Origin of the sequence: Runella zeae DSM 19591, assembly GCF_000423565.1 — a bacterium.
GTDB classification, from domain to species: Bacteria; Bacteroidota; Bacteroidia; order Cytophagales; family Spirosomataceae; genus Runella; species Runella zeae.
Genome location: NZ_AUIF01000036.1, coordinates 100,738 through 120,982 on the forward strand (window position 1 = coordinate 100,738; position 20,245 = coordinate 120,982).

General features: G+C 40.7%; 21 protein-coding genes. 11 read left to right on the plus strand and 10 right to left on the minus strand.

Translation table 11 applies throughout. From position 1 onward, the window contains the following. Positions 1 to 48: 48 nt before the first annotated feature. The 7 genes from G563_RS0110960 to G563_RS0110990 are packed head-to-tail and all read left to right on the plus strand — an operon-like array spanning position 49 to position 10,547. A complete protein-coding gene (locus tag G563_RS0110960) occupies positions 49 to 4,389 on the plus strand; it encodes a CusA/CzcA family heavy metal efflux RND transporter (RefSeq protein ID WP_028665359.1) in 4,341 nt (1,446 codons plus the stop codon). A 12-nt stretch (positions 4,390 to 4,401) separates the two neighbouring features. Next, a complete protein-coding gene (locus G563_RS0110965) occupies positions 4,402 to 5,649 on the plus strand; it encodes an efflux RND transporter periplasmic adaptor subunit (RefSeq protein ID WP_028665360.1) in 1,248 nt (415 codons plus the stop codon). A gap of 30 nt (positions 5,650 to 5,679) precedes the next feature. Further along, complete coding sequence (locus G563_RS0110970) at positions 5,680 to 6,405, plus strand: ZIP family metal transporter (RefSeq protein ID WP_229598484.1); 726 nt, start codon at positions 5,680 to 5,682, stop codon at positions 6,403 to 6,405. A 41-nt stretch (positions 6,406 to 6,446) separates the two neighbouring features. Further along, on the plus strand, positions 6,447 to 7,070 hold the full coding sequence (locus tag G563_RS0110975) for a hypothetical protein (protein WP_028665362.1): 624 nt from the start codon (positions 6,447 to 6,449) through the stop codon (positions 7,068 to 7,070). A gap of 11 nt (positions 7,071 to 7,081) precedes the next feature. After that, positions 7,082 to 9,085 (plus strand): heavy metal translocating P-type ATPase, encoded by a 2,004-nt coding sequence (locus G563_RS0110980; RefSeq protein WP_028665363.1) that lies wholly within the window; start codon positions 7,082 to 7,084, stop codon positions 9,083 to 9,085. Between the two features lie 54 nt (positions 9,086 to 9,139). Further along, positions 9,140 to 9,730 carry a Crp/Fnr family transcriptional regulator gene (locus G563_RS0110985; protein ID WP_028665364.1) on the plus strand — a complete coding sequence of 197 codons (591 nt, stop codon included), beginning with the start codon at positions 9,140 to 9,142 and terminating at the stop codon, positions 9,728 to 9,730. A 58-nt stretch (positions 9,731 to 9,788) separates the two neighbouring features. Continuing rightward, entirely contained in the window at positions 9,789 to 10,547 is a 759-nt protein-coding gene (locus tag G563_RS0110990; RefSeq protein WP_028665365.1) for a sterol desaturase family protein, read from the plus strand. Between the two features lie 118 nt (positions 10,548 to 10,665). Here G563_RS0110990 and G563_RS34385 read toward each other — a convergent pair whose 3' ends face one another. After that, positions 10,666 to 11,085, minus strand: a complete 420-nt coding sequence (locus tag G563_RS34385; protein ID WP_051210905.1) for a MerR family transcriptional regulator — start codon at positions 11,083 to 11,085, stop codon at positions 10,666 to 10,668. A 90-nt stretch (positions 11,086 to 11,175) separates the two neighbouring features. On the opposite strand from G563_RS34385, the gene G563_RS0111000 reads away from it, so the two are divergent. From G563_RS0111000 to G563_RS0111015, 4 genes are all read left to right on the plus strand, one after another. Then, positions 11,176 to 11,466 carry a hypothetical protein gene (locus G563_RS0111000; protein WP_028665366.1) on the plus strand — a complete coding sequence of 97 codons (291 nt, stop codon included), beginning with the start codon at positions 11,176 to 11,178 and terminating at the stop codon, positions 11,464 to 11,466. Between the two features lie 23 nt (positions 11,467 to 11,489). Continuing rightward, positions 11,490 to 11,819, plus strand: a complete 330-nt coding sequence (locus G563_RS0111005; RefSeq protein ID WP_028665367.1) for a YnfA family protein — start codon at positions 11,490 to 11,492, stop codon at positions 11,817 to 11,819. 13 nt (positions 11,820 to 11,832) lie between these two features. Next, entirely contained in the window at positions 11,833 to 12,156 is a 324-nt protein-coding gene (locus G563_RS0111010; protein ID WP_028665368.1) for a hypothetical protein, read from the plus strand. Positions 12,157 to 12,243: 87 nt separating this feature from the next. After that, positions 12,244 to 12,819: a redoxin domain-containing protein gene (locus G563_RS0111015; RefSeq protein ID WP_028665369.1), complete on the plus strand. Its 576-nt coding sequence runs from the start codon at positions 12,244 to 12,246 to the stop codon at positions 12,817 to 12,819. A gap of 55 nt (positions 12,820 to 12,874) precedes the next feature. On the opposite strand, the gene G563_RS0111020 is transcribed toward G563_RS0111015, so the two are convergent. The 9 genes from G563_RS0111020 to G563_RS0111060 form a co-directional block, all read right to left on the minus strand. Continuing rightward, positions 12,875 to 13,084, minus strand: a complete 210-nt coding sequence (locus G563_RS0111020) for a heavy-metal-associated domain-containing protein (RefSeq protein WP_028665370.1) — start codon at positions 13,082 to 13,084, stop codon at positions 12,875 to 12,877. 24 nt (positions 13,085 to 13,108) lie between these two features. After that, positions 13,109 to 15,328, minus strand: coding sequence for a heavy metal translocating P-type ATPase (locus tag G563_RS0111025; RefSeq protein ID WP_028665371.1), 2,220 nt, complete (start codon positions 15,326 to 15,328; stop codon positions 13,109 to 13,111). A gap of 439 nt (positions 15,329 to 15,767) precedes the next feature. Further along, entirely contained in the window at positions 15,768 to 15,911 is a 144-nt protein-coding gene (locus tag G563_RS37660) for a chromate resistance protein ChrB domain-containing protein (RefSeq protein ID WP_084650831.1), read from the minus strand. Positions 15,912 to 15,929: 18 nt separating this feature from the next. Beyond that, a complete protein-coding gene (locus tag G563_RS38870) occupies positions 15,930 to 16,412 on the minus strand; it encodes an MFS transporter (RefSeq protein ID WP_229598486.1) in 483 nt (160 codons plus the stop codon). Positions 16,413 to 16,554: 142 nt separating this feature from the next. After that, positions 16,555 to 17,139 carry an MFS transporter gene (locus tag G563_RS38875; RefSeq protein WP_229598485.1) on the minus strand — a complete coding sequence of 195 codons (585 nt, stop codon included), beginning with the start codon at positions 17,137 to 17,139 and terminating at the stop codon, positions 16,555 to 16,557. Then, positions 17,132 to 18,226: an efflux RND transporter periplasmic adaptor subunit gene (locus G563_RS0111045; protein ID WP_051210906.1), complete on the minus strand. Its 1,095-nt coding sequence runs from the start codon at positions 18,224 to 18,226 to the stop codon at positions 17,132 to 17,134. The genes G563_RS38875 and G563_RS0111045 overlap by 8 nt, the downstream gene beginning before the upstream one ends. A 99-nt stretch (positions 18,227 to 18,325) precedes the next feature. Continuing rightward, positions 18,326 to 18,976 (minus strand): hypothetical protein, encoded by a 651-nt coding sequence (locus tag G563_RS0111050; protein ID WP_028665373.1) that lies wholly within the window; start codon positions 18,974 to 18,976, stop codon positions 18,326 to 18,328. A gap of 12 nt (positions 18,977 to 18,988) precedes the next feature. Further along, on the minus strand, positions 18,989 to 19,681 hold the full coding sequence (locus tag G563_RS0111055) for a HupE/UreJ family protein (RefSeq protein ID WP_028665374.1): 693 nt from the start codon (positions 19,679 to 19,681) through the stop codon (positions 18,989 to 18,991). A gap of 7 nt (positions 19,682 to 19,688) precedes the next feature. Next, positions 19,689 to 20,123 carry a TolC family protein gene (locus tag G563_RS0111060; protein WP_051210907.1) on the minus strand — a complete coding sequence of 145 codons (435 nt, stop codon included), beginning with the start codon at positions 20,121 to 20,123 and terminating at the stop codon, positions 19,689 to 19,691. Positions 20,124 to 20,245 lie beyond the last annotated feature (122 nt).

A 20,245-nucleotide genomic window follows, 5' to 3' on the forward strand; every position in this document is an offset into this window, starting at 1 on the left:
TTGCGGAACTTCTTCCGTATTAATTTCTCAAAATTAGATTCAAAAGAAATGTTAGATAAAATCATTCATTTTTCAATCAAAAATAAGTTTATCATAGGCTTATTTACGATGGCACTGGTGTTGGTGGGTATTTACAACCTCAGCCGACTGCCGATTGATGCCCTGCCTGATATTACCAATAATCAGGTTCAGGTTATTACTAATGCCCCTACCTTGGCTACGCAAGAGGTGGAACAGTTCATTACCTACCCCATCGAACAAACGATGAAAACCGTTCCACGCATTGTAGAAATGCGTTCGCTTAGTCGTTTCGGGCTGAGTGTGATTACCTTGGTTTTTGAGGAAAGTGTGGACATTTATTGGGCAAGAACTCAAATCAGTGAAAAACTAAAAGAGGCCGAAAGGCAAATTCCAAAAGGCATAGGCACCCCCGAATTAGCACCCATCAGTACGGGTTTGGGCGAAATTTATCAATATGTCATTTATGCCAAAAAAGGCTTTGAAAATCAGTATAGTGCTTCCAAACTACGAAGTATTCAAGACTGGATTGTAAAACCTCAATTGCTGGGTACGCCAGGCATTGCTGAAGTTACCACGTTGGGTGGTAGCCTCAAACAATACGAAATTGCGGTTCAGCCTGACCGACTAAAAAGCATGAACATCACCATTACTGATGTTTTTGATGCCCTCGAAAAAAACAACGAAAATACTGGTGGTGCTTACATAGACAAACAACCCTATGTCTATTTTATTAGGGCATTGGGAATGGTGAAATCTATCCCAGATATTGAAAAAATAGTAGTAAAAAACAACGATGGTATTCCGGTTTTGATTCGGGATGTGGCAAAAGTGCAGGAAGGTTCGGCTTTGCGATATGGTGCAGTTACCAAAGACGGCAAAGGCGAAGTGGTAGGTGGAATGGTGTTGATGCTTAAAGGCGAAAACTCCTCAGCAATTGTGAATCGAACCAAAGCGAAAGTCGAGCAAATCCGAAAATCATTACCCGAAGGCATTGCCTTAGAACCATTTATAGACCGTACTAAATTAGTCAACAATGCCATTGGAACGGTTCAGACAAACCTTCTTGAAGGAGCTTTGATTGTTATTTTTGTATTGGTTTTATTGCTTGGCAACTGGCGTGCAGGTTTGGTAGTAGCCTCCGTGATACCTTTGGCCCTGCTCTTCGCCGTCATTATGATGAATCTATTTGGCGTAAGTGGCAACCTGATGAGTTTGGGAGCAATAGATTTTGGTCTGATTGTAGATGGGGCCGTTATTATTGTTGAGGCCGTTATTCATCGGCTACACCTCAATAAAGAAGGGCGATTAACCGCCCAACAGATGGATGAGGAGGTTTTTGGTGCATCAAGCAAAATTCGGAGTAGTGCTGCTTTTGGCGAAATCATCATCCTAATTGTTTATTTACCCATTTTGGCGTTAGTTGGCACTGAGGGTAAGATGTTTAAACCCATGGCTCAAACGGTTACGTTTGCTATTTTGGGGGCTTTTATCTTGTCGCTCACCTACGTTCCAATGGCTTCGGCTTTGTTTTTGAGCAAAACAATTAGTCATAAAAAGAACATTTCCGATAAAATCATTGATACTATTTACCGATTCTACAAACCGGTTTTAGACAAAGCCCTGCAAATGAAGGCTTTAATTTTGGGTATTTCAGTCGCTATGTTTTTGGCCGCTTTGTTCGTTTTTAGTAGGATGGGGGGCGAATTTATCCCAACCTTAGAAGAAGGTGATTTTGCTATTAATTTTCGGAACGCTAACGGCAGTTCGTTGAGTATGAGTATTGAAACGTCCACCAAATTAGAGAAAATTCTTAAAACGAAATTTCCCGAAGTGGTGGAAGTTGTTACAAAAATTGGTTCCGCCGAAATTCCCACCGACCCAATGCCCATCGAATCGGCAGATATGATTGTCATTCTTAAACCTAAAAAAGAATGGACAACAACCAAAGATTTCTACGAATTGGCCGATTTGATGAAAGAAGAATTGGAGCAAATCCCCGGCGTAGGATTTGAAGTTTCACAACCCATACAAATGCGTTTTAATGAGTTAATGACAGGCGTTAGAAGCGACATTGCCATTAAGATTTTTGGGGAAGATTTAGAAAAATTGGCTGCTACCTCTACTAATGCCATTGGTTTAATTGGAAGTATCCAAGGTGTAGCCGATATAAAAGACGAGCGGATAACAGGAATGCCTCAAATCACGGTGCGGTATAATCCTGACAAATTGGCTTTATATGGTTTGAATGTAGGCGACTTAAACAAAGTTATCAGAACTGGTTTTGCCGGCGAAGTCACTGGTAAAGTGTATGAAGGCGAAAGGCGATACGAATTGGTGGTGCGATTGGACAAAGATTTTCGTCAAGATATTTCTAACGTAAAAAGTATTTTTGTGAGCCTGCCCAATGGCAATCAGATTCCATTGGAACAGGTAGCGGAGGTAAATATTGAGCAAGGGCCTGCCCAAATCAGCAGAGAAAATGGCAGAAGAAGAATCGTAATTGGGTTGAATGTTCGTGGTCGGGATGTCAAAAGTGTGGTAAACGAAATTCAGGCGCAATTAGACACCAAACTCAAACTACCCGAAGGTTATTACGTAACCTACGGCGGACAATTCGAGAATTTAGTAGAAGCCAACAAGCGCCTTTCGGTGGCTGTTCCAGTGGCGTTACTCCTAATCTTTGTATTACTTTTCTTCACTTTCAACTCGGTCAAGCAATCTTTATTAATTTTTACTGCCATTCCACTTTCAGCGATTGGTGGCGTGTTTGCGCTTTGGTTGCGTGGAATGCCATTTAGTATTTCGGCAGGAATTGGCTTTATTGCCTTGTTTGGGGTAGCAGTTTTGAACGGAATTGTGCTGATTGGTTATTTCAATCAACTCAAAGCCGAAGGTTGGGACGATGTGCTTGAAAGAATCAAAGAAGGCACAAAAGTACGGTTACGTCCTGTGGTGATGACGGCGGCGGTGGCTTCGATGGGTTTTTTGCCCATGGCATTAAGCAATGGCTCTGGGGCAGAAGTTCAAAAACCATTGGCAACGGTCGTCATTGGAGGCTTATTAACGGCTTCTTTACTTACACTTATCGTTTTGCCGATTTTGTATTTATTACTTGAAAAAGGGATAAAAGCCCCTAAAAAAATAACCATTTCATCGCTAATAATCTTAATTGGGTTATTTCTGGGCGGAAATGTGCAGGCTCAAACTTCTCTCAATCTCCAACAAGCTATTGAGTTAGGCACTAAAAACAATGGACTTGTACAAGCGAATGAGTTAGCTGTCAAACTACAAAATCAGTTAAAACCTACGGCGGTTGAATTGCCCAAAACCAATATCAACGCCATGCTTGGGCAATATAATACCCGTAGTTTTGACCAAAATTTTAGCATTTCACAAGGATTTAGTCCTTTTCTATTTCAAGCAAAACGAGGTTTAATTAACGAGTATATTAAAGGTAGTGAACTGAAATTGTTGGCTACTAAATATGATATTGCCTTTCAGATTCGACAATCTTGGAATACCATTTTGTATCTCTCTGCACTGAATCAATTATTGCAAAAACAAGACGACTACTTACAGACATTCGTCAAAGCGGCAAATCTCAAATTCAAAACGGGTGAGAGCAATTTATTGGAAAAGACCACTGCCGAAACCAAACAACAGGAGTTGGTGCAAATTCGAAATCAAAATGAAGGCTTGATTTTGAGTGAAAAAATCAAATTGAAAAGCATTTTGAATCTGAATACCGATTTTACGCTTGCCGAAAATGAGTTTTTGCCCTCAAAACTCCTGAGTAGCGATTCGGCGCTCATCAATCAAAACCCGATGCTACAAATGGCATGGCAACAAATTGAAATAGCATCTGCAAGCAATAAAGTAGAGAAAGCCTTGCGAAAACCTGATTTTTCGGCAGGCTATTTTCTGCAATCGCTCACAGGAAATCAACAAGTTGGTGACAAAACGATTTATTACAATGGTCTGCCACGCTTTCACGGGCTAACCTTGGGCATAGGTGTCCCGATTTTCGGAGGGGCTTCCAAAGCACGAATCAAAGCATCAGAAACTGACATTCAGCTACAACAAAAAAATGCTGAATACCTTAAAAATCAGCTCAATAGTCAGCTTTTGCAGCAACTTCAAGAGCAAAGGGTTAATCAGTCCCTGCTTGATTATTATATCCAAATGGCTTTGCCCAATGCTGAAATCATCACTAAAAATGCTACAAAAGCCTACCAGAGTGGCGAAGCGGGTTATGTGGAATACCTGCAAGGATTAGAAACGGTTTTGAGTATTCAACGCAATTACTTGCAAGCCATTCATAATCTGAACCAGAACCTCATCAATATTCAGTATTTGTTGAACAACTAAATTTTTGAAACAATGAAATTACATATAAAAAATATTTTTTCGCTAAACACGGCTCTTGCCCTTTGCTTTTTGCTTCTTTCTTCTTGCGACAAAAAAGCAGAAACCACCCAAGCCGAAGAACACCACGACGATGCAAAAGGAGTGGTAGAACTTACACCAGCGCAAGTAAAAGCAGCGCAAATTATCTTCGGTAATTTTGAAAAGAAAAACCTGAGTGAAGTAATCACCACCAACGGATATACCCAACTGCCTCCCCAAAGTCAAGCGGATGTATCGGTTTTTATGGGGGGAATCGTCAAAACAATTACCGTTATCGAGGGGCAGTATGTAAAGAAAGGGCAATCAATTGCTACATTTCAGAGTATGGAGTTTAATAATCTTCGCCTTGAAAAAGCAAAATTGACGGAGGAGTTGCAACAAGCCAAAGTCAACAAAGAGTTTTTAGATTTAGATTTTGCCCGACAAAAAGAATTGAGTGATGAAAACGTCACGGCTAAAAAAACGTTTCAAAAAGTTAGTTCAGAACTTGATTTGGTGAATAACAAAATAAAAATAACCCAACAACAAATCGAGATTTTAGAGCAAAACCTACTCCTTAGCGGTAATGGCAACTCTAACACGATTGTGATTACAGCCCCAATTTCTGGACATATCACTGCCATAAATGTAAAAATAGGAAGTAACATTTCGGCTAATGCTTCCTTATTTTCAATTGTAGATAATTCAGAAATGTACGTTGAATTATTAGTTTACGAAAAAGATCTCTTTAAAATAAAAGTTGGGCAAAGTTTACGTTTTGTACTCACTAATCAGGGCAATAAGGAGATTATCGGCAAGATTTTTAGTATTGGTAAAGCCTTTCAGAAACAAACTAAATCGGTGGCCGTCCGTGCTGACATCAATAATAAGACGATTGGTTTAATACCCGGCATGTATGTCAATGCCTTGATTGATATTGGCAATAGTGATGTGAATACCCTGCCAGCCGAAGCCATTGTAAAAGCAGAAGGCAAAGAATTTATCTTTATTCATGAAGCCGAAGAAAACCACGAACATGCCGCAAGCGAGAAAGTACATGAGGAAGATACGGGCATTCATTTCAAGCGAATCGAGGTAAAAACAGGCATCACTCAATTAGGGTATGTACAAGTTACGCCTTTGGAAGAAATTCCAGCAGGTGCAAAAATCGTAACAAAAGGAGCTTATTATCTACAATCTTCCATCGCCAACGCTGAGGGTGGTGATGAACACGGGCATTGAGTAATCTAAATATCAAACGAGAAGATGACAATGTTCTCAGAAGTTTTTCTATATGCCCTTATCCCTGTCATTTCTATCTTAATAGGAGGAATGACAGGCTTGTTCCGAAAGCCCAGCGGAGCATTTCGAAGTTCGGTGTTGCATTTTGCTGCCGGCGTGGTTTTTTCGGTGGTTGCCGTAGAGCTGTTGCCTGATGTTATTAAAGAACACAAGCCCGTAGAAGTGGGCATTGGTTTTGGGTTAGGGATTGCTACGATGCTTTTGATAAAATATTTTGCCGAAAAATATGAATCAAAAAGTGAAGGAAACAGCAATACAAATGCTTTACCAATGGGACTGTTAGTGGCTTTGGGCATAGATATGGTAATAGATGGTTTGTTGTTGGGAGTAGGCTTTGCCGCAGGAAATACAGAAGGTATTTTGCTATCGGTAGCATTGGCATTTGAAGTTTATTCATTAGGGTTGGCCGTTGTGTTAGCTTGCAGCAAAAGCAATATTTCTAAACAGAAGAACCTACTTATCTTATTCATTTTAGGCTTGACTTTCTTTGTGGGAGCCGTTTTGGGAATCACGCTATTATCAAGTCTATCACAAGAAATGCTTGAACTGGTTTTATCCTTTGGATTAGCAGCCTTGCTGTTTTTAGTAACAGAAGAATTACTCATGGAAGCTCACGAAGAAAAAGAAACCCTCTTACAAACCAGTATGTTTTTTGTCGGTTTTCTAATCTTTCTTTTAGTAGGAATGGTGGCATAACTTTTAATTGTTTGGAAGTCAAGAACCCCAACAAGCAAACTATGAATCAAATCCTTTTTGGCTCATTGATACTGAGCATTTTACATGCGCTGATTCCCAGTCATTGGTTGCCTTTTATAACCATTGGCAAAACGGAACGTTGGACAGAAATTCGCACCCTTACCGTTACGGCCTTAGCAGGCCTTGCCCATACAATTAGCACCACTATTTTGGGGTTAATCGTGGGCTTGGCTGGTTACGAATTAGCCGAAAAATACCATGAACTCGCTGAAAGTGTGATTCCTGCTGTATTGTTGATGCTGGGTTTGTGGTATCTGATGCAACACTTGCGGCATCAACACGCTCACGAACATATTGATACTCAAAAACAAAAAGGCAAATCATTCAATGGGCTTTTGTTTTCGCTTTGTGTTGGTATGTTCTTGTCGCCTTGTATGGAAATCAATGCCTACTTCCTGAGTGCGGGGGCATTGGGCTGGCAAGCGTTGGGTTTAGTGGCACTTATCTATAATGTAGTCACACTCGCAGGGATGCTCATGATGGTCTGGGTAGCAGGGCGTGGCCTTCGGCTCATCAATGCCCACTGGTTTGAGCATAACGAAAACCTCATAACGGGGCTAACACTCCTTGGGCTATCCATTCTCAATTTCTTTATCGAATTCTAACTGATTATTTCATGGAAAAGAAAGTGCAAATTCATAAAAATCATACAACTGATGATTGCTGCGACACGTCGTCAGAAGTTAAAACTCCAACACATAGCGATAACGACGGACACGAACACGACGAAGAAACAGGCGAAGAAAGCCTGCTGAAAAGCCGTTGGCGGCTGTGGTTGAGTTTGACAATTCTGTTGGGCTTCGTTGCTATCACACAATTGTTTAAAGTAGAAATAGCCAAGCCTGTCGAAATTGCTTTGATGACGATTGCCTACTTGCTGGCAGGTTACAACACGCTCGAACGGGCTTTTCGGTCGTTGCGACGGGGCGATTTTTTCAATGAATTTACGTTGATGTCCATTGCTACGCTTGGCGCATTTTACATCGGCGAATATAGCGAAGGAGTAGCCGTGATGATTTTCTACGAGATTGGTGAATTGTTTCAAGATTTGGCAGTCAATCGCTCGAAACGTTCCATTAAAGCATTATTGGACGTGCGTCCTGACACCGTGACGGTACGGCGCAACGGCACGCAACAGACAGTCAGCCCCGCCACGGTGCAAATCGGCGAAACGATTTTGGTAAAACCAGGCGAAAAAGTAGCCTTAGACAGCACCTTATTGACTGATAACGCCAGTTTCAACACAGCAGCCCTCACGGGTGAATCTCGCCCTGATACCAAACGTACGGGCGAAGTCGTACTGGCAGGAATGATTAACTTGGATAAAGTAATTGAACTGAAAGTAACGACTGCTTTCAAGGATTCTAAACTCTCCCGCATCTTAGAAATGGTACAGGATGCTACCGCCCGAAAAGCTCCTACACAGTTGTTAATCACCCGTTTAGCCAAAGTTTACACCCCCATTGTGTTTGGCTTAGCGTTGGCAATTACACTGATTCCGTACTTTTTTATGTCAACCTACGTCTTCAACGACTGGTTGTATAGGGGGATGGTTTTTCTGGTCATTGCTTGTCCGTGTGCATTAACGGTTTCTATCCCATTGGGTTATTTTGGGGGCATTGGTTTGGCTTCTCGCAATGGTATCTTGGTCAAAGGTTCTAACTTTTTGGACGTATTAACCGAAATTAATACCGTCGTTTCAGACAAAACAGGGACGCTGACAAAGGGAGTTTTTAAGGTGCAAGAAGTTAGCCCCCCACCCCCCGATGGGGGAGTTAATGAAGAATTATTTATTCAATTACTGGCGGCATTGGAAAATACTTCTACGCATCCCGTAGCCAAGGCTGTGGTAGAATATGCCAATTTACAAAAAACAAACTGGCAAGGTTTGAAAGTAGAAGCTGTGGTGGAAATATCGGGGCATGGCTTAAAAGGAGTTATTGGTGGCAAAACAGTGTTGGCGGGCAATCTAAAATTGTTACAAAAGTTTAATGTTTCACACCCTGCCGAATTAGAGCAAATCGTTGAAACAATTGTGGTTTTAGCCATTGAAAATCAATACGCTGGCTATATTACCATTGCCGACGAAGTAAAAGAAGATGCTGCACAAACTGTTGCTGACTTAAAGGCATTAGGCATTGAAACAGTAATGCTTTCTGGCGACAAAACAACAGTTGTCCAAAAAGTAGCCGACCAACTTGGTATTGTGCGAGCCTACGGCGATTTGCTGCCCGAAGGCAAGGTAGAAAAAGTACAAGAACTCAAAAATCAAGGCAAAAAACTCGCTTTTGTCGGAGATGGCGTAAATGATGCTCCCGTAGTAGCTCTTGCTGATGCAGGTATTGCCATGGGCGGTATGGGGTCAGATGCCACGATTGAAACTGCCGACATTGTGATTCAAAATGACCAGCCGCATAAAATCGTTTCGGCCATCAAAATTGGAAAAATTACCAAATCAGTCGTTTGGCAGAATATTTCACTGGCGATGGGCGTGAAAGTCGCCGTTATGTTGTTGGGTGCAGGAGGTATCGCCACTTTGTGGGAAGCCGTTTTTGCCGATGTGGGCGTGGCTTTGTTGGCTATTTTGAATGCAGTTAGGATACAGCAAATGAAATTTTAAGGAGTTTGCCGTATTTTACGCTAAATTTCATTTTACCTTTCTGACTACCTTAAAATGGACTTTTCGTTATTAAAAACTTTCATCAACCAAAAAGTAGCTATTTCAGATTTAGAGTTTGAACAGTTAGCTCATTTGGTTTATTTGAAAAAATTTAAGAAAAATGAAATAATACTTAACCAAGGCGAGGTCTGTCATTTTATAGGTTTTATAAATCAGGGCTTAATTAGAAGCTACTATTATGATGAGGGTGGTAAAGAAATCACCACTAAATTTTTCTTTGAAAACTGCCTTTTTACTTATGTCGAAGGTTTTATTGAAAACTCGGCTTCAAACAAAACTTTCGTAGCTCTTGAAAATTGTGAGACATTGATGATAAAAAAAAGTACGCTTTGGGGGCTTTTTGAGATTCAGCCAAAGTTTGAAAAGATTTTTAGTTTTATCCTCATGGAAGACCTCAAAAATATGATACAAGCAGAAGAAGAAAAAAGAAACGAAACACCACAAGCAAGATATTTGAATTTTAAAAGGCTATTCCCCACAGCAGCAAACAGAATTGCTTTAAAATATTTGGCAAGCTATTTGGGTATTGAACCACAAAGCCTTAGTAGAATTAGAAAAAGATTAACAGCACAAAGTAGAAAGTAACCTGGGTTCACTTTTTTGTAAAGTTGGCCTCATAATTTTGTTAAAAACTAACAAAATTATGAACTGGCCAAAAATCATTGCTATCTTAATTGATAATGCCCGAAACTATTCGTTCATAGCGGGTACTACATTTCTTATTTTCTATGTCGTATTGAGAAAAAGGATTTCCTTCAAAAAAATACAACTCAAATTTCCAGAATCGAAAGATTATCGGCGTGAAGTATTCTATTCTATCATTTCGATTATGATTTTTACTATTCCACCTGTTATCATGCTATTAAGTGATACAATTAGACCTTTTACACAATATTATCCTGATATTAACCAGCATAGCAAACTCTATTTTTTCTTAGCTTTTGGATTGATGATAGTCATTCATGATACTTATTTCTACTGGATTCATCGGTTAATACACCACAAAAAATTATTTACTTTATTTCATTTGGTGCATCACAAATCAACCAATCCATCACCCTTAGCAGCTTATGCTTTTCACCCGTTAGAAGCTATTGTTGAGTCTGGCATTTTCATTTTATTGTTGTTGATTATGCCTTTGAACGATTATCATTTGCTGGTTTTTTTCATTTGTAGCCTTGCCTATAATGTTTATGGACATTTAGGTTTTGAGCTTTATCCAAAGGGATTTAGTAAACATTGGCTCGGAAAATGGGTAAATACATCTGTAAATCATAACCAACATCACCAATTTTTTAAGGGAAATTATGGTCTTTATTTTACTTTTTGGGATAGAGTAATGGGAACATTACGGCCTGATTATGACAAGTATTTTGAGGAAGTAAAAAATCGTCAAAAATAAGATTCTCTTTCTTACATATAAACGCAGGCATTAAGTCAATTGCTACTTAGCTATTCCTACTTTGTGTAGCTATTTTGAATGCGTATGTCGGATTTTGGGTACAAAGATATACTATGTTCTATAAAGATTGAGTGAAATGATCATCCGTCAGCATCATACAATTCGTTGATTCATCATTTGGCAAACAGCAACTCAAACAGTTGTTAACTCCGGACAACATACTATTGCGTAGTTCTTGTAATGCCGTTATTTTTTCATCAATCAACTTTATTTTTTCAAGCATTTTTTGTGACACATTATCACACGAAGCGGTGTTGGAGGCAATCAATGCCAAAAAATCAGCCGTTTCGTTTAGGGTGAACCCAAAATTCTTTATCCTTTTAATGGCAAGCAAATTTTGTAACGTTTCTTCTGAATATTCTTTGTAGTTGTTAAACCGCCTTTCCTTGCGCCCAATTGAAATCAAACCTTGCTTTTCATAAAAGCGTATGGTATCTCTGGGCAGGCCTGTTTTTTTCGACAATTCGCCAATCAGCATCTGTTTGAAAATTTATTTCATTTTTTCTCTTGACAGTGGACTATACTCCACGGTTTATCTTTGCAAAGGTAATTTTAAAATATTCAGAACATGGAAAAAAACGAAACAAAATTGAACCAATCCCTCTTTAAAAAACTTGGCTGGGCAAGTATCGGACTATGTGGTTTGTGTTGTGCCTTACCCATAATTGGCGCATTCGCAGGCATTAGTTCATTAGCCACCATCGCTTTTTATTTGGAGAAAATCGGTATAGTTGCATTAGCCTTAGCAGGCTTTTTGTTTGTATATTCATTTTACAAAAAGCAACAAGAAACAAAATCTTGTACTACTTCTTGCGATGTGAATTGTGAATGTAAAGCAGAGAATGCTCTAAAATCGTAGGTGAAGGTATCCAATTGAAGCAAATGAGTTTTATAAAGGTAATAACAGTTTTTGTTTTGGCAGGTTTTTGTGAGATTGGTGGTTGTTATTTAATCTGGCTTTGGCTCAAAGAAGATAAACCCTTCTGGTACGGGTTATTCGGCAGTACAATACTGGTGCTGTATGGCGTTGTAGCAACATTTCAATCCAATAATTTTGCCCGAACTTACGCTGCCTATGGAGGGATATTTATTATTATGTCTTTCTTGTGGGCTTATAAATTTGACAATTTTAAACCCGATAAATTTGATATTATTGGTGCATTGATTGTCTTTTTAGGTATTTCAATTATTTACTTTGCCAAACGGCATTAAAACCAAATAAAAGATGAAACAACTAACAATTCTGGGAATCATACTTCTTAGTTTTCAAGCGATGGGTCAAAAAAAGGAATCTTGTTGCAGTGAAGGCCCTGCAATGGCTTGTAAACTTACATCAGCCGAGCTTAAAGAAAGAAAAGCAACAATTATTGAAAACTTGAAGAAAGAAATCGTTGAAACTGTTGAACTCAAAAACGGCATGAAATATGCCTTCAAGGATAGCGATGAGACAATTGCAATGTTGGCTGATTTTATAAAAACAGAAAGACAATGCTGTGATTTCTTTAATTTTGGACTTTCGGTTTCTGCTGAAAAAAGTATGTATATTTAGAACTGACTGGACCAAAAGGCGTAAAGGACTTTATCAAGTCAGAGCTATCGTTGTGAACTTTTACAATTCGTTTCAACCCATTTTATTATGAAAACCTTCTTAATTTTTGTTTTGAGTTTTAGCTTTTTTACAAGCGAAGCACCAACCGCCCCAGCGATCAATAGTAAAGCCATTACTTTTGAATTGAAAAACATCAATGGCGAAACCATTTCATTGAACAGCTTTAAAGATTCAAAAGGTATTATCCTGACATTTCTTACCAACAATTGCCCTATTGCAAAAATGTATCAAAATCGGGTGAAGGCATTACAAGAAAAATATACTAAGTTAGGTTTTCCTGTTGTGGCCATTGACCCCGCTGATTCGATGGAAGATATGAAAAAAGTTGCCTCAGAGAAGGGCTTTAATTTCTATTATTTGCACGATGCTGATCAAAAAACTTCGTTTTCTTATGGCGCAATCGTCAATACTCATACTTGTATTTTGACAAAAGAAAAAGAGGGCTACAAAATCGCTTACATCGGTGCAATTGATGATAATAGAGACGAAAGTAAAATTACAGAGAAGTACATCGAAACGGCAATCGCTTCTATTTTGGCAAAAGAAGAGATAAAAGTGACTACCACTACCGCCAAAGGTTGTGTAATTAGCTATCGAAAATGAGGTAGTTCAAAATACCATAAACTGCAAGAGGGCTGACATTCAGCCCTCTTGCAGTTTATACCTGTTCAATCTTAAAACCTGCCTGTCCAACGGTCTGTTGGATAAGTTCGCAGCTGAGTTCTTCGCCCGAAACAGTCAAGATTTTGTCAGGATTGGCAGTATCTACTTTCCAGTTTTCTACTTCTTCCAACTGGTTCAGAAACGGCGTTACTTTGGCTATACAGCCGCCGCAGTTAATGTTGGTTTTGAAATGCAAGGTTTCCATTGGTATTGTTTGGTTAAAAATTAATTACAGTTTTTTACTTTTCAGCCGTAAGCTATTGGCTACTACCGACACCGAACTCAGTGCCATGGCCGCTCCCGCAATCATCGGATTGAGCAGAAAGCCATTGACAGGATACAACACCCCCGCCGCCAGCGGTATGCCGATGAGGTTATAGATGAAAGCCCAAAAGAGGTTTTGGTGAATGGCCGCTACAGTCCATTTAGAAAGTCGAATGGCTTGGGGAATTTTCAGCAAATCGCTTGAAATGAGCGTCATTTTCGCTACGTCCATGGCAATGTCAGATCCTTTTCCCATGGCGATACTCACATCTGCTTGGGCAAGGGCGTGAGAGTCATTGATACCGTCGCCGACCATGGCCACAGTTTTTCCTGCTTGCTGCAATTGCTCAACGAAAGCCGCTTTTTCAGAGGGCATCACCTGCGCTTTAAACACTGGAATACCCACCTCTGCAGCAACCATTCCTGCCGTAGCGTGATTGTCGCCCGTGAGCATATACACTTCAACTCCCTCTGCCTGCAATGCTGCTACAGCCTGTGCAGAAGTAGCTTTAATGGGGTCGGTAATACCGAAAATAGCCAAAACCTGATGTTCGTCGGCAAAGGCAATCACCGTTTGTCCTGCCTGTTGCCACTGCTCAATGGGCAATTGCGCCACAGGCAAGCCTGGTTCATTTATCCAAGTCGGGCTTCCTATGCGGTACAATTTCCCATCCACCATAGCTTGAACTCCTTTACCTGTCAGGTTTTCAAACTGCTGGACAGCAACCGGCTGAACTCCTTCTACCCGTAAGTGTTTGACCACCGCCTGAGCCAGCGGGTGGGCAGATTGGCTTTCGATAGCAAGAGCGATTGCTTTGAGTCCCTGCGAATCGGGCAGCAACCATGAGTGATTGACTACCGTAGGTTTTCCTTCGGTGATAGTGCCCGTTTTGTCCAAGATGATAGCGTTGATCCGGTGAGCTACTTCCAAACTCTCTGCATCTTTTATCAGAATTCCCTGCTCGGCTCCTTTGCCGACTCCTACCATAATAGCCGTAGGTGTAGCCAGCCCCAACGCACAGGGGCAGGCAATGACCAGTACCGTTACAGCCGCCAAAAGTCCCTGCGTAGCGGCATTTTCGCCACCGAATACAAGCCAAACCAATAAGGTAAATAATGATATACTTATAACTACGGGTACAAAAATACCCGCAATTTTATCGGTGAGTTTTTGGATTGGTGCTTTGCTGCCCTGTGCGTGTTGCACCATATTAATAATCTGCGCCAGCAACGTTTCACTCCCTACTTTTTCAGCAATAAAACGAAAACTTCCCTGCTGATTGACGGTGCCTGCATATACTCGATGTCCTTTGCTTTTTTCTACGGGAATGGGTTCTCCCGAAATCATGCTCTCATCTACAAATGAAGTACCCGATAATACTTTTCCGTCCACGGCTATCTTATCGCCCGGCTTCACAATGATTCGGTCACCTACCCGTACTTCACTGATCGGGATTTCTCGTTCTTCGCCGTTTTCGATGACCCAAACCGTGCGGGGTTGCAACCCCATGAGCTTTTTAATGGCTGAGGAGGTGTTGGCTTTGGCTCGTTCCTCCAATAATTTACCAAGCATAATAAACACAATGACCACCGCCGCCGCTTCATAATATACGTGAGCGTGCAGGCCACGGCTATGCCAAAAATCGGGATATATGGTATTGAAAAGGCTAAACAGAAAAGCGACGCCCGTACTCAACGCTACAAGCGTATCCATATTCGCTTTTCGATAGCGGGCCTGTTTCCAGGCGTTAATGAAAAAACTTCGTCCGAATACTGCCAAGACGGGCGCAGTCAGAATCATCATCAGCCAATTACCATAAGGCATATCCATGAAAAACATTCCGATGACTGCCACGGGAAAAGTCAGTACCCCCGCCCACAATACGTTTGTTTTGAGTCTTTCATACTGATTGGCTTTGATTTCTTCTTGTTTTTCTGAGGCTTTCTCCGTGTCGAGAATTAAGTCATAGCCAACTGCTTGGAGTGATTTTTTGAGATTCTCAGGCGTTGTTAGATAAGGGTCAAAAGCAATTTGAGCCGACTCATTGGCGAAATTTACCGCACATTCTAATACCCCTTCTTGCTTACTCAATACATTTTCAACGCTGCTCGCACAGGCAGCACAAGTCATCCCTATCACAGGCACGGTAATTTGTCTTTCTTTCTCTTCCGTTATTATTTCCATTATCTTACATATTTGACACTGCAAAAGTAAAGCTCACTGGTGGGTGAGCTGTTACAGGATTTTCGGAATGGTTTATATGATTTTCAGGAAAGAAATAACTTTTAAACTGGTTTACCACAAGTTGCATTTACTTCTTAAATATAAGTCACTATTATTCAATGAATTACTCATTAGAGTCTTGGAGGTAGCTACTCGCTGAGGAAGCATAGTATCGTTTTCTAATTTCACTTAAATAGATAATTTTTTGCCACCTAATGCGCCCGCATTGATATTTTGTTTGGTAATTATACCTCGAAACGGGGCTACAATCACTAAATATATTTTCTGCTGGCGAGCCACCACCATGATTTCTTGCGATATAATACAAGAGTTGTTATCAGTACAGATTGGGTTAAATGCTTGCTTCACTTCTCGCACAGAATCTTCCCTGACTAACGTACTACTTGTAAACGGAGGTCAAAATCTTGGCTACTTGAACTTCACCAAATGGAACAAAGAAAAACTCCGCCGCCGGGTCAATAAATTTCGTGATAAGCCACGGGCAGGCATTGCGGTCAATTTTTTGGCGTTCACGATAATCCATTTATAAGTGTAACTTCTTTTACCTACTTCTAAAAATCACAACCGCCAATAAACCAACTACTAAGGTAAGAATACCTCCATACAAAAAGTCATTTTCGGGAAAACGGTTACCCATATAACCCGCTATCGGATAGGCAATAGCCCACCATAAATGGGAAAAGGCAAAGTGCGAGCCATACACTTTGCCTTGATTTTCGGAAGAAATATTTTCACCAATCAGCGTTTCGGAAGGTATTTCGGCCAAACTTTGGCCTAATCCTGCCAAAATCCAAAGCCCTACAAAGACAGGATAATTGGCGTAATTGGCAAAACACACCGATACACCCAGCAACAACGCTCCGCTGATTAAAGACACGCTTCTGGATTTCGATTTATCTATAATGCCCGACGCAAAAGCGGCAATGCTTGCTCCGATGCCAAAGGCGGCCATGACCCAGCCGTAGTATTTGTCATCCAATTGCAGTTCGTTTTTGACGTGGCTGATAGTGTTTACCAAAATCATGGCTCCCGCAATGGCCGATACAAATTCGATGCTCAGTGCAAAACGCAATAACTTATTGCCAAACAAAAGACTAATTCCTTTGATGACTTCTGCCCACGCATTTTTTGGGTTTTTGCCTGCATCTACAACGCCTTTTTGCAGGTCAGCTTTGGGAATGGCTAAAATCAAAACCGCAGCCAACACAAAAGACAGGGCATCTACTAAGAATATCTCCCTTGCCCCCAACCAAACCGCCACAACACCCGCTAAACCCGGTCCTAAAACGCCCAATAGCTGAAAGGTTGCGGATAGCCTCCCTAAAATACTTGCCTACGACAATCTGAGGAATAATCGCTCGGTAGGTGGGGGTAAAAAAGGCATTGAACACATTGAGAAAAAACACCAACCCATAAATTTGCAGTTCGGAAGTGATAAAAGGCAAACAGGCAACAATGCTCATTCTGACAAAATGAGTGAAGTACAAAATCTTCTTTCGTTCGACTCTATCGGCCAAAACCCCGGCGAAGGGTGAAAAAACAATAAATGCAGTCACCCGAAGTGTGAGAGCCGTTGCCAAAATAATGGACGAGCGTTCTTTATCTATTTCATACGCCAACAATGCCAAGCCTACCCACGTGAACGCATCGCCAATCAAGCTGATGGTTTGCGCCAAATAGAGTTTGGCGAAGGTCTTGTTTCGCAGTGCCTGAAACGGTTCGATGAGGGTTTTGAGAAATTTGTTATTCATCCGCTGTATTTTTCATTTTCATTAGCAACGAATATGCCCCTTTGACCACAATGTTTTTATTAGACAGATCAGTATCCGATATGATTTCGGTAAACTTGTTTTGAGTAGTACCTACCCGCACTTCCTTCATCTCGTACTGCTTGTTTTCGTTGGCAATAAAGATGTAGTTTTTGCTCTCAAAATTGACAATTGCTTCAACGGGCAGCACACTCGACTGCTTGCTTTGCACTTCTATATCAGCATTCATGAACATACCAGGCAACAGAGTTTTATCGTAATTTAAGAAAGTGCAGTGTACATCAACGCTCCTGTTGTCTGAAAAATCCCTACCAATCAATTTAATTTTGCAGGGATATTTTCGGTCGGGGTTGGTGTTGGTGTAAGCGGATATAGATTGCCCGATGGCCAATTTATTGACATCTTTTTCAAAAATAGTGAGTGCCAATTGGATGTCTGCGGGGTTTACCAATTCAAAAAGCACATCCGTCGGACTTACAAATTTGCCCATATTGACGTTTACTTTGGATACATACCCGTTGATAGGTGAGTAAATAAAGATGCTTTTCGAGATTTTATTAACATCCAACGTAGCGGGATTGATGCCAATCAGCTTTAATCTTTCTTCCAACGATTTTATCAAAATGTTTTGTGAAAGATAGGTCGCTTTGGCTTGCTCAAATACTTTATCGCTACTGGATTTACTTAGGTTTAATTCTTTTTGCCGTTCAAATTCCTTCTCGTTGTAACTGAATTGGGCTTTTGCCGTCAGGTAATCTTGCTGAATCTGGATAAATTGTTGGTCTTCTACCGTCGCAATTACTTGCCCTTTGCTGACGTACATTCCTTCCAGCAATTTCATAGACTTTAAATAGCCACCCAATGGAACACTCACCGACACCATGCTTTGGGGCGGCACGTCTATTCTGCCACTGACTTTCAAGGTCGTGGCAATTTGCTTTTGTTCAATTTTGCCGATTTCGATACCCGCAGTTTTCATTTGAGCATCGGTTAGAGCCGTGTTGTTTTCTACCACAGGGGTTTGGGCTTCTTCCTCCACTTTGGCTTCATTTGGGCCGCAACTTGCCATAAACAAAAGGCAAAAAGAAAATAGCCATTGCCTATTCAGGGATTTTATATTTCTCATTTGGATGTTCCTTTAAGTTGATAATCGTTTTGTGGCTTCCACTCAATGACTGTGTTGATCTTCAATCATTTGATACTCGCCTTTTACGTGCAGGTTTACAATAATCTCTTCATTGGTTCTATTTTTAAAATACCAACCATGCTTTCCTTCATAAGGAGCAATAAAAGAGCCTGCCAAGTTGTTAGAATTCCCAACGGTGTAGCTTTCGTAATAGCCCGAGTTTTTGGCAGCATTTTCTTTTACGTCGCCGTGCAAATCAAAAAACAAAATGCCTTTATCGGTTTTCCAGTCGTATTTTACCTGCCCGTGTTTTAAAACCAATATCTTATATTCCAGCCCTTTACCAGCGGGAACGGCAATTTTTACGCTATCCATTCGGCTCTCATATTGTTGGGCCGGGGCGGGGAGTTCGGCTTCTTTTGGTTTGGGAGTTTTAGCGTCCGAACCAAGTTCTGCCAATAAAAAATTAGAAGGCGGCAGTTCGACCCCATTGGTTTGTGTGGCTTTTGCCTCTGTGACTTGATGGCTTACATACAGCCTCGAAAAGCCCAGTATTTTACCTAAACCTGTGTAATCTTTGCCGTATTGGGCAGGTAAAACCGCTACCACACCTATTACTACGGCTGAAATCAACGCTAAAAGGGTAGCGTTTTTTATTTGTTTTGCACTTAAATTGGGTTGTGAATTATGCATTTTTTTGTCGTTTTAAGCGTTGAAAAATCCTGTTAATTGAAAAATCATCAGCACAAAACCAGCCGTCATTAGCAAAGTATTGGTAATGGTTGAAAACCGAGCGAACGAATTGTATTTCCGCCAAACACTGATGAAAATCAGCACAAAAAGCAGGGCCAGAAACTGTCCTATTTCGACGCCGATATTGAAGCCGATGAGGTTGGTCAATAAGCCTTCTTTGTTGAAATTGAACTCTTGTAGTTTAGTAGCCAAACCCAAGCCATGAAACAATCCAAAAATCAACACTGTCCCTTTTTGATTGGGCTGACTATGAAATATTTTCTCAAACCCGCCCAAATTATCAAACCCTTTATATACAATAGACAATGCAATGATGGCATCAATCAAGTAGGCGTTTACCTGCCAGTTGAGCAATACCCCCAAAAGTAGCGTGATACTGTGCCCGATGGTAAAAAAACTCACGTACAACAGTATTTCTTTGGGCTTGTAAAGAAAGAAAATTACCCCTACCAAAAACAGTAGGTGGTCGTAGCCTGTAATCATGTGCTTGGCTCCGATGTACAAAAACGGCACAAAGGCCGTCCCGTTATTGTCCTTCAAAAATGCTTTGGTGATGTCATCTACCCCATGCGCAAATGCCGCTGAACAGACACACAGCAAGGCCAATGCCATCAGCAAAAGGCTTATTTTGGGTTTTATTTTCATGTTTTCGTTAGTTATTGGTTAAAGAATTTAGGTAAATGATTGCTTCGTTTAATTTCCGCACCGCTTCGATGTAATTGCTCTGAATTTCGATGCTTTGATTGATCAACATGACCCATTCCAAGTAATTAATATCGCCATTGCCAAATTGTTTGTTGGCGGTAGTGGTGATTAACGCAGCGTTTTTCAAAGCCGATGTTTCAAAATACTGTATTGCCGCTTCGTTTTTCTGATACTGAACAAGGGCCGTTTTGTAGGCAGTTTCCAGATTTTTAAGATTCACCTCGTAGTCATTGGCTACGACCTGTTCATTGAATTTTGAAGCATTAATGAGGGCTTTTTGTCCATTCCTGAACAGCGGAATCCCCAGTCCTACCTGTACCGACTGAAAGCGGGGAACGCTGTTATATTCTTTGTTGTTTGCTCCTACACCTCTCATACTCATTATATTGTATCCAAGTATGAGGTTAGGCCTGATTACTGGACAAAAAGAATAAAAGCGATGTGAATCTTGTTAGAAATTTGTGAAAAAACTACAAGAACTTCATTCATCGCTTTTGGACAAAA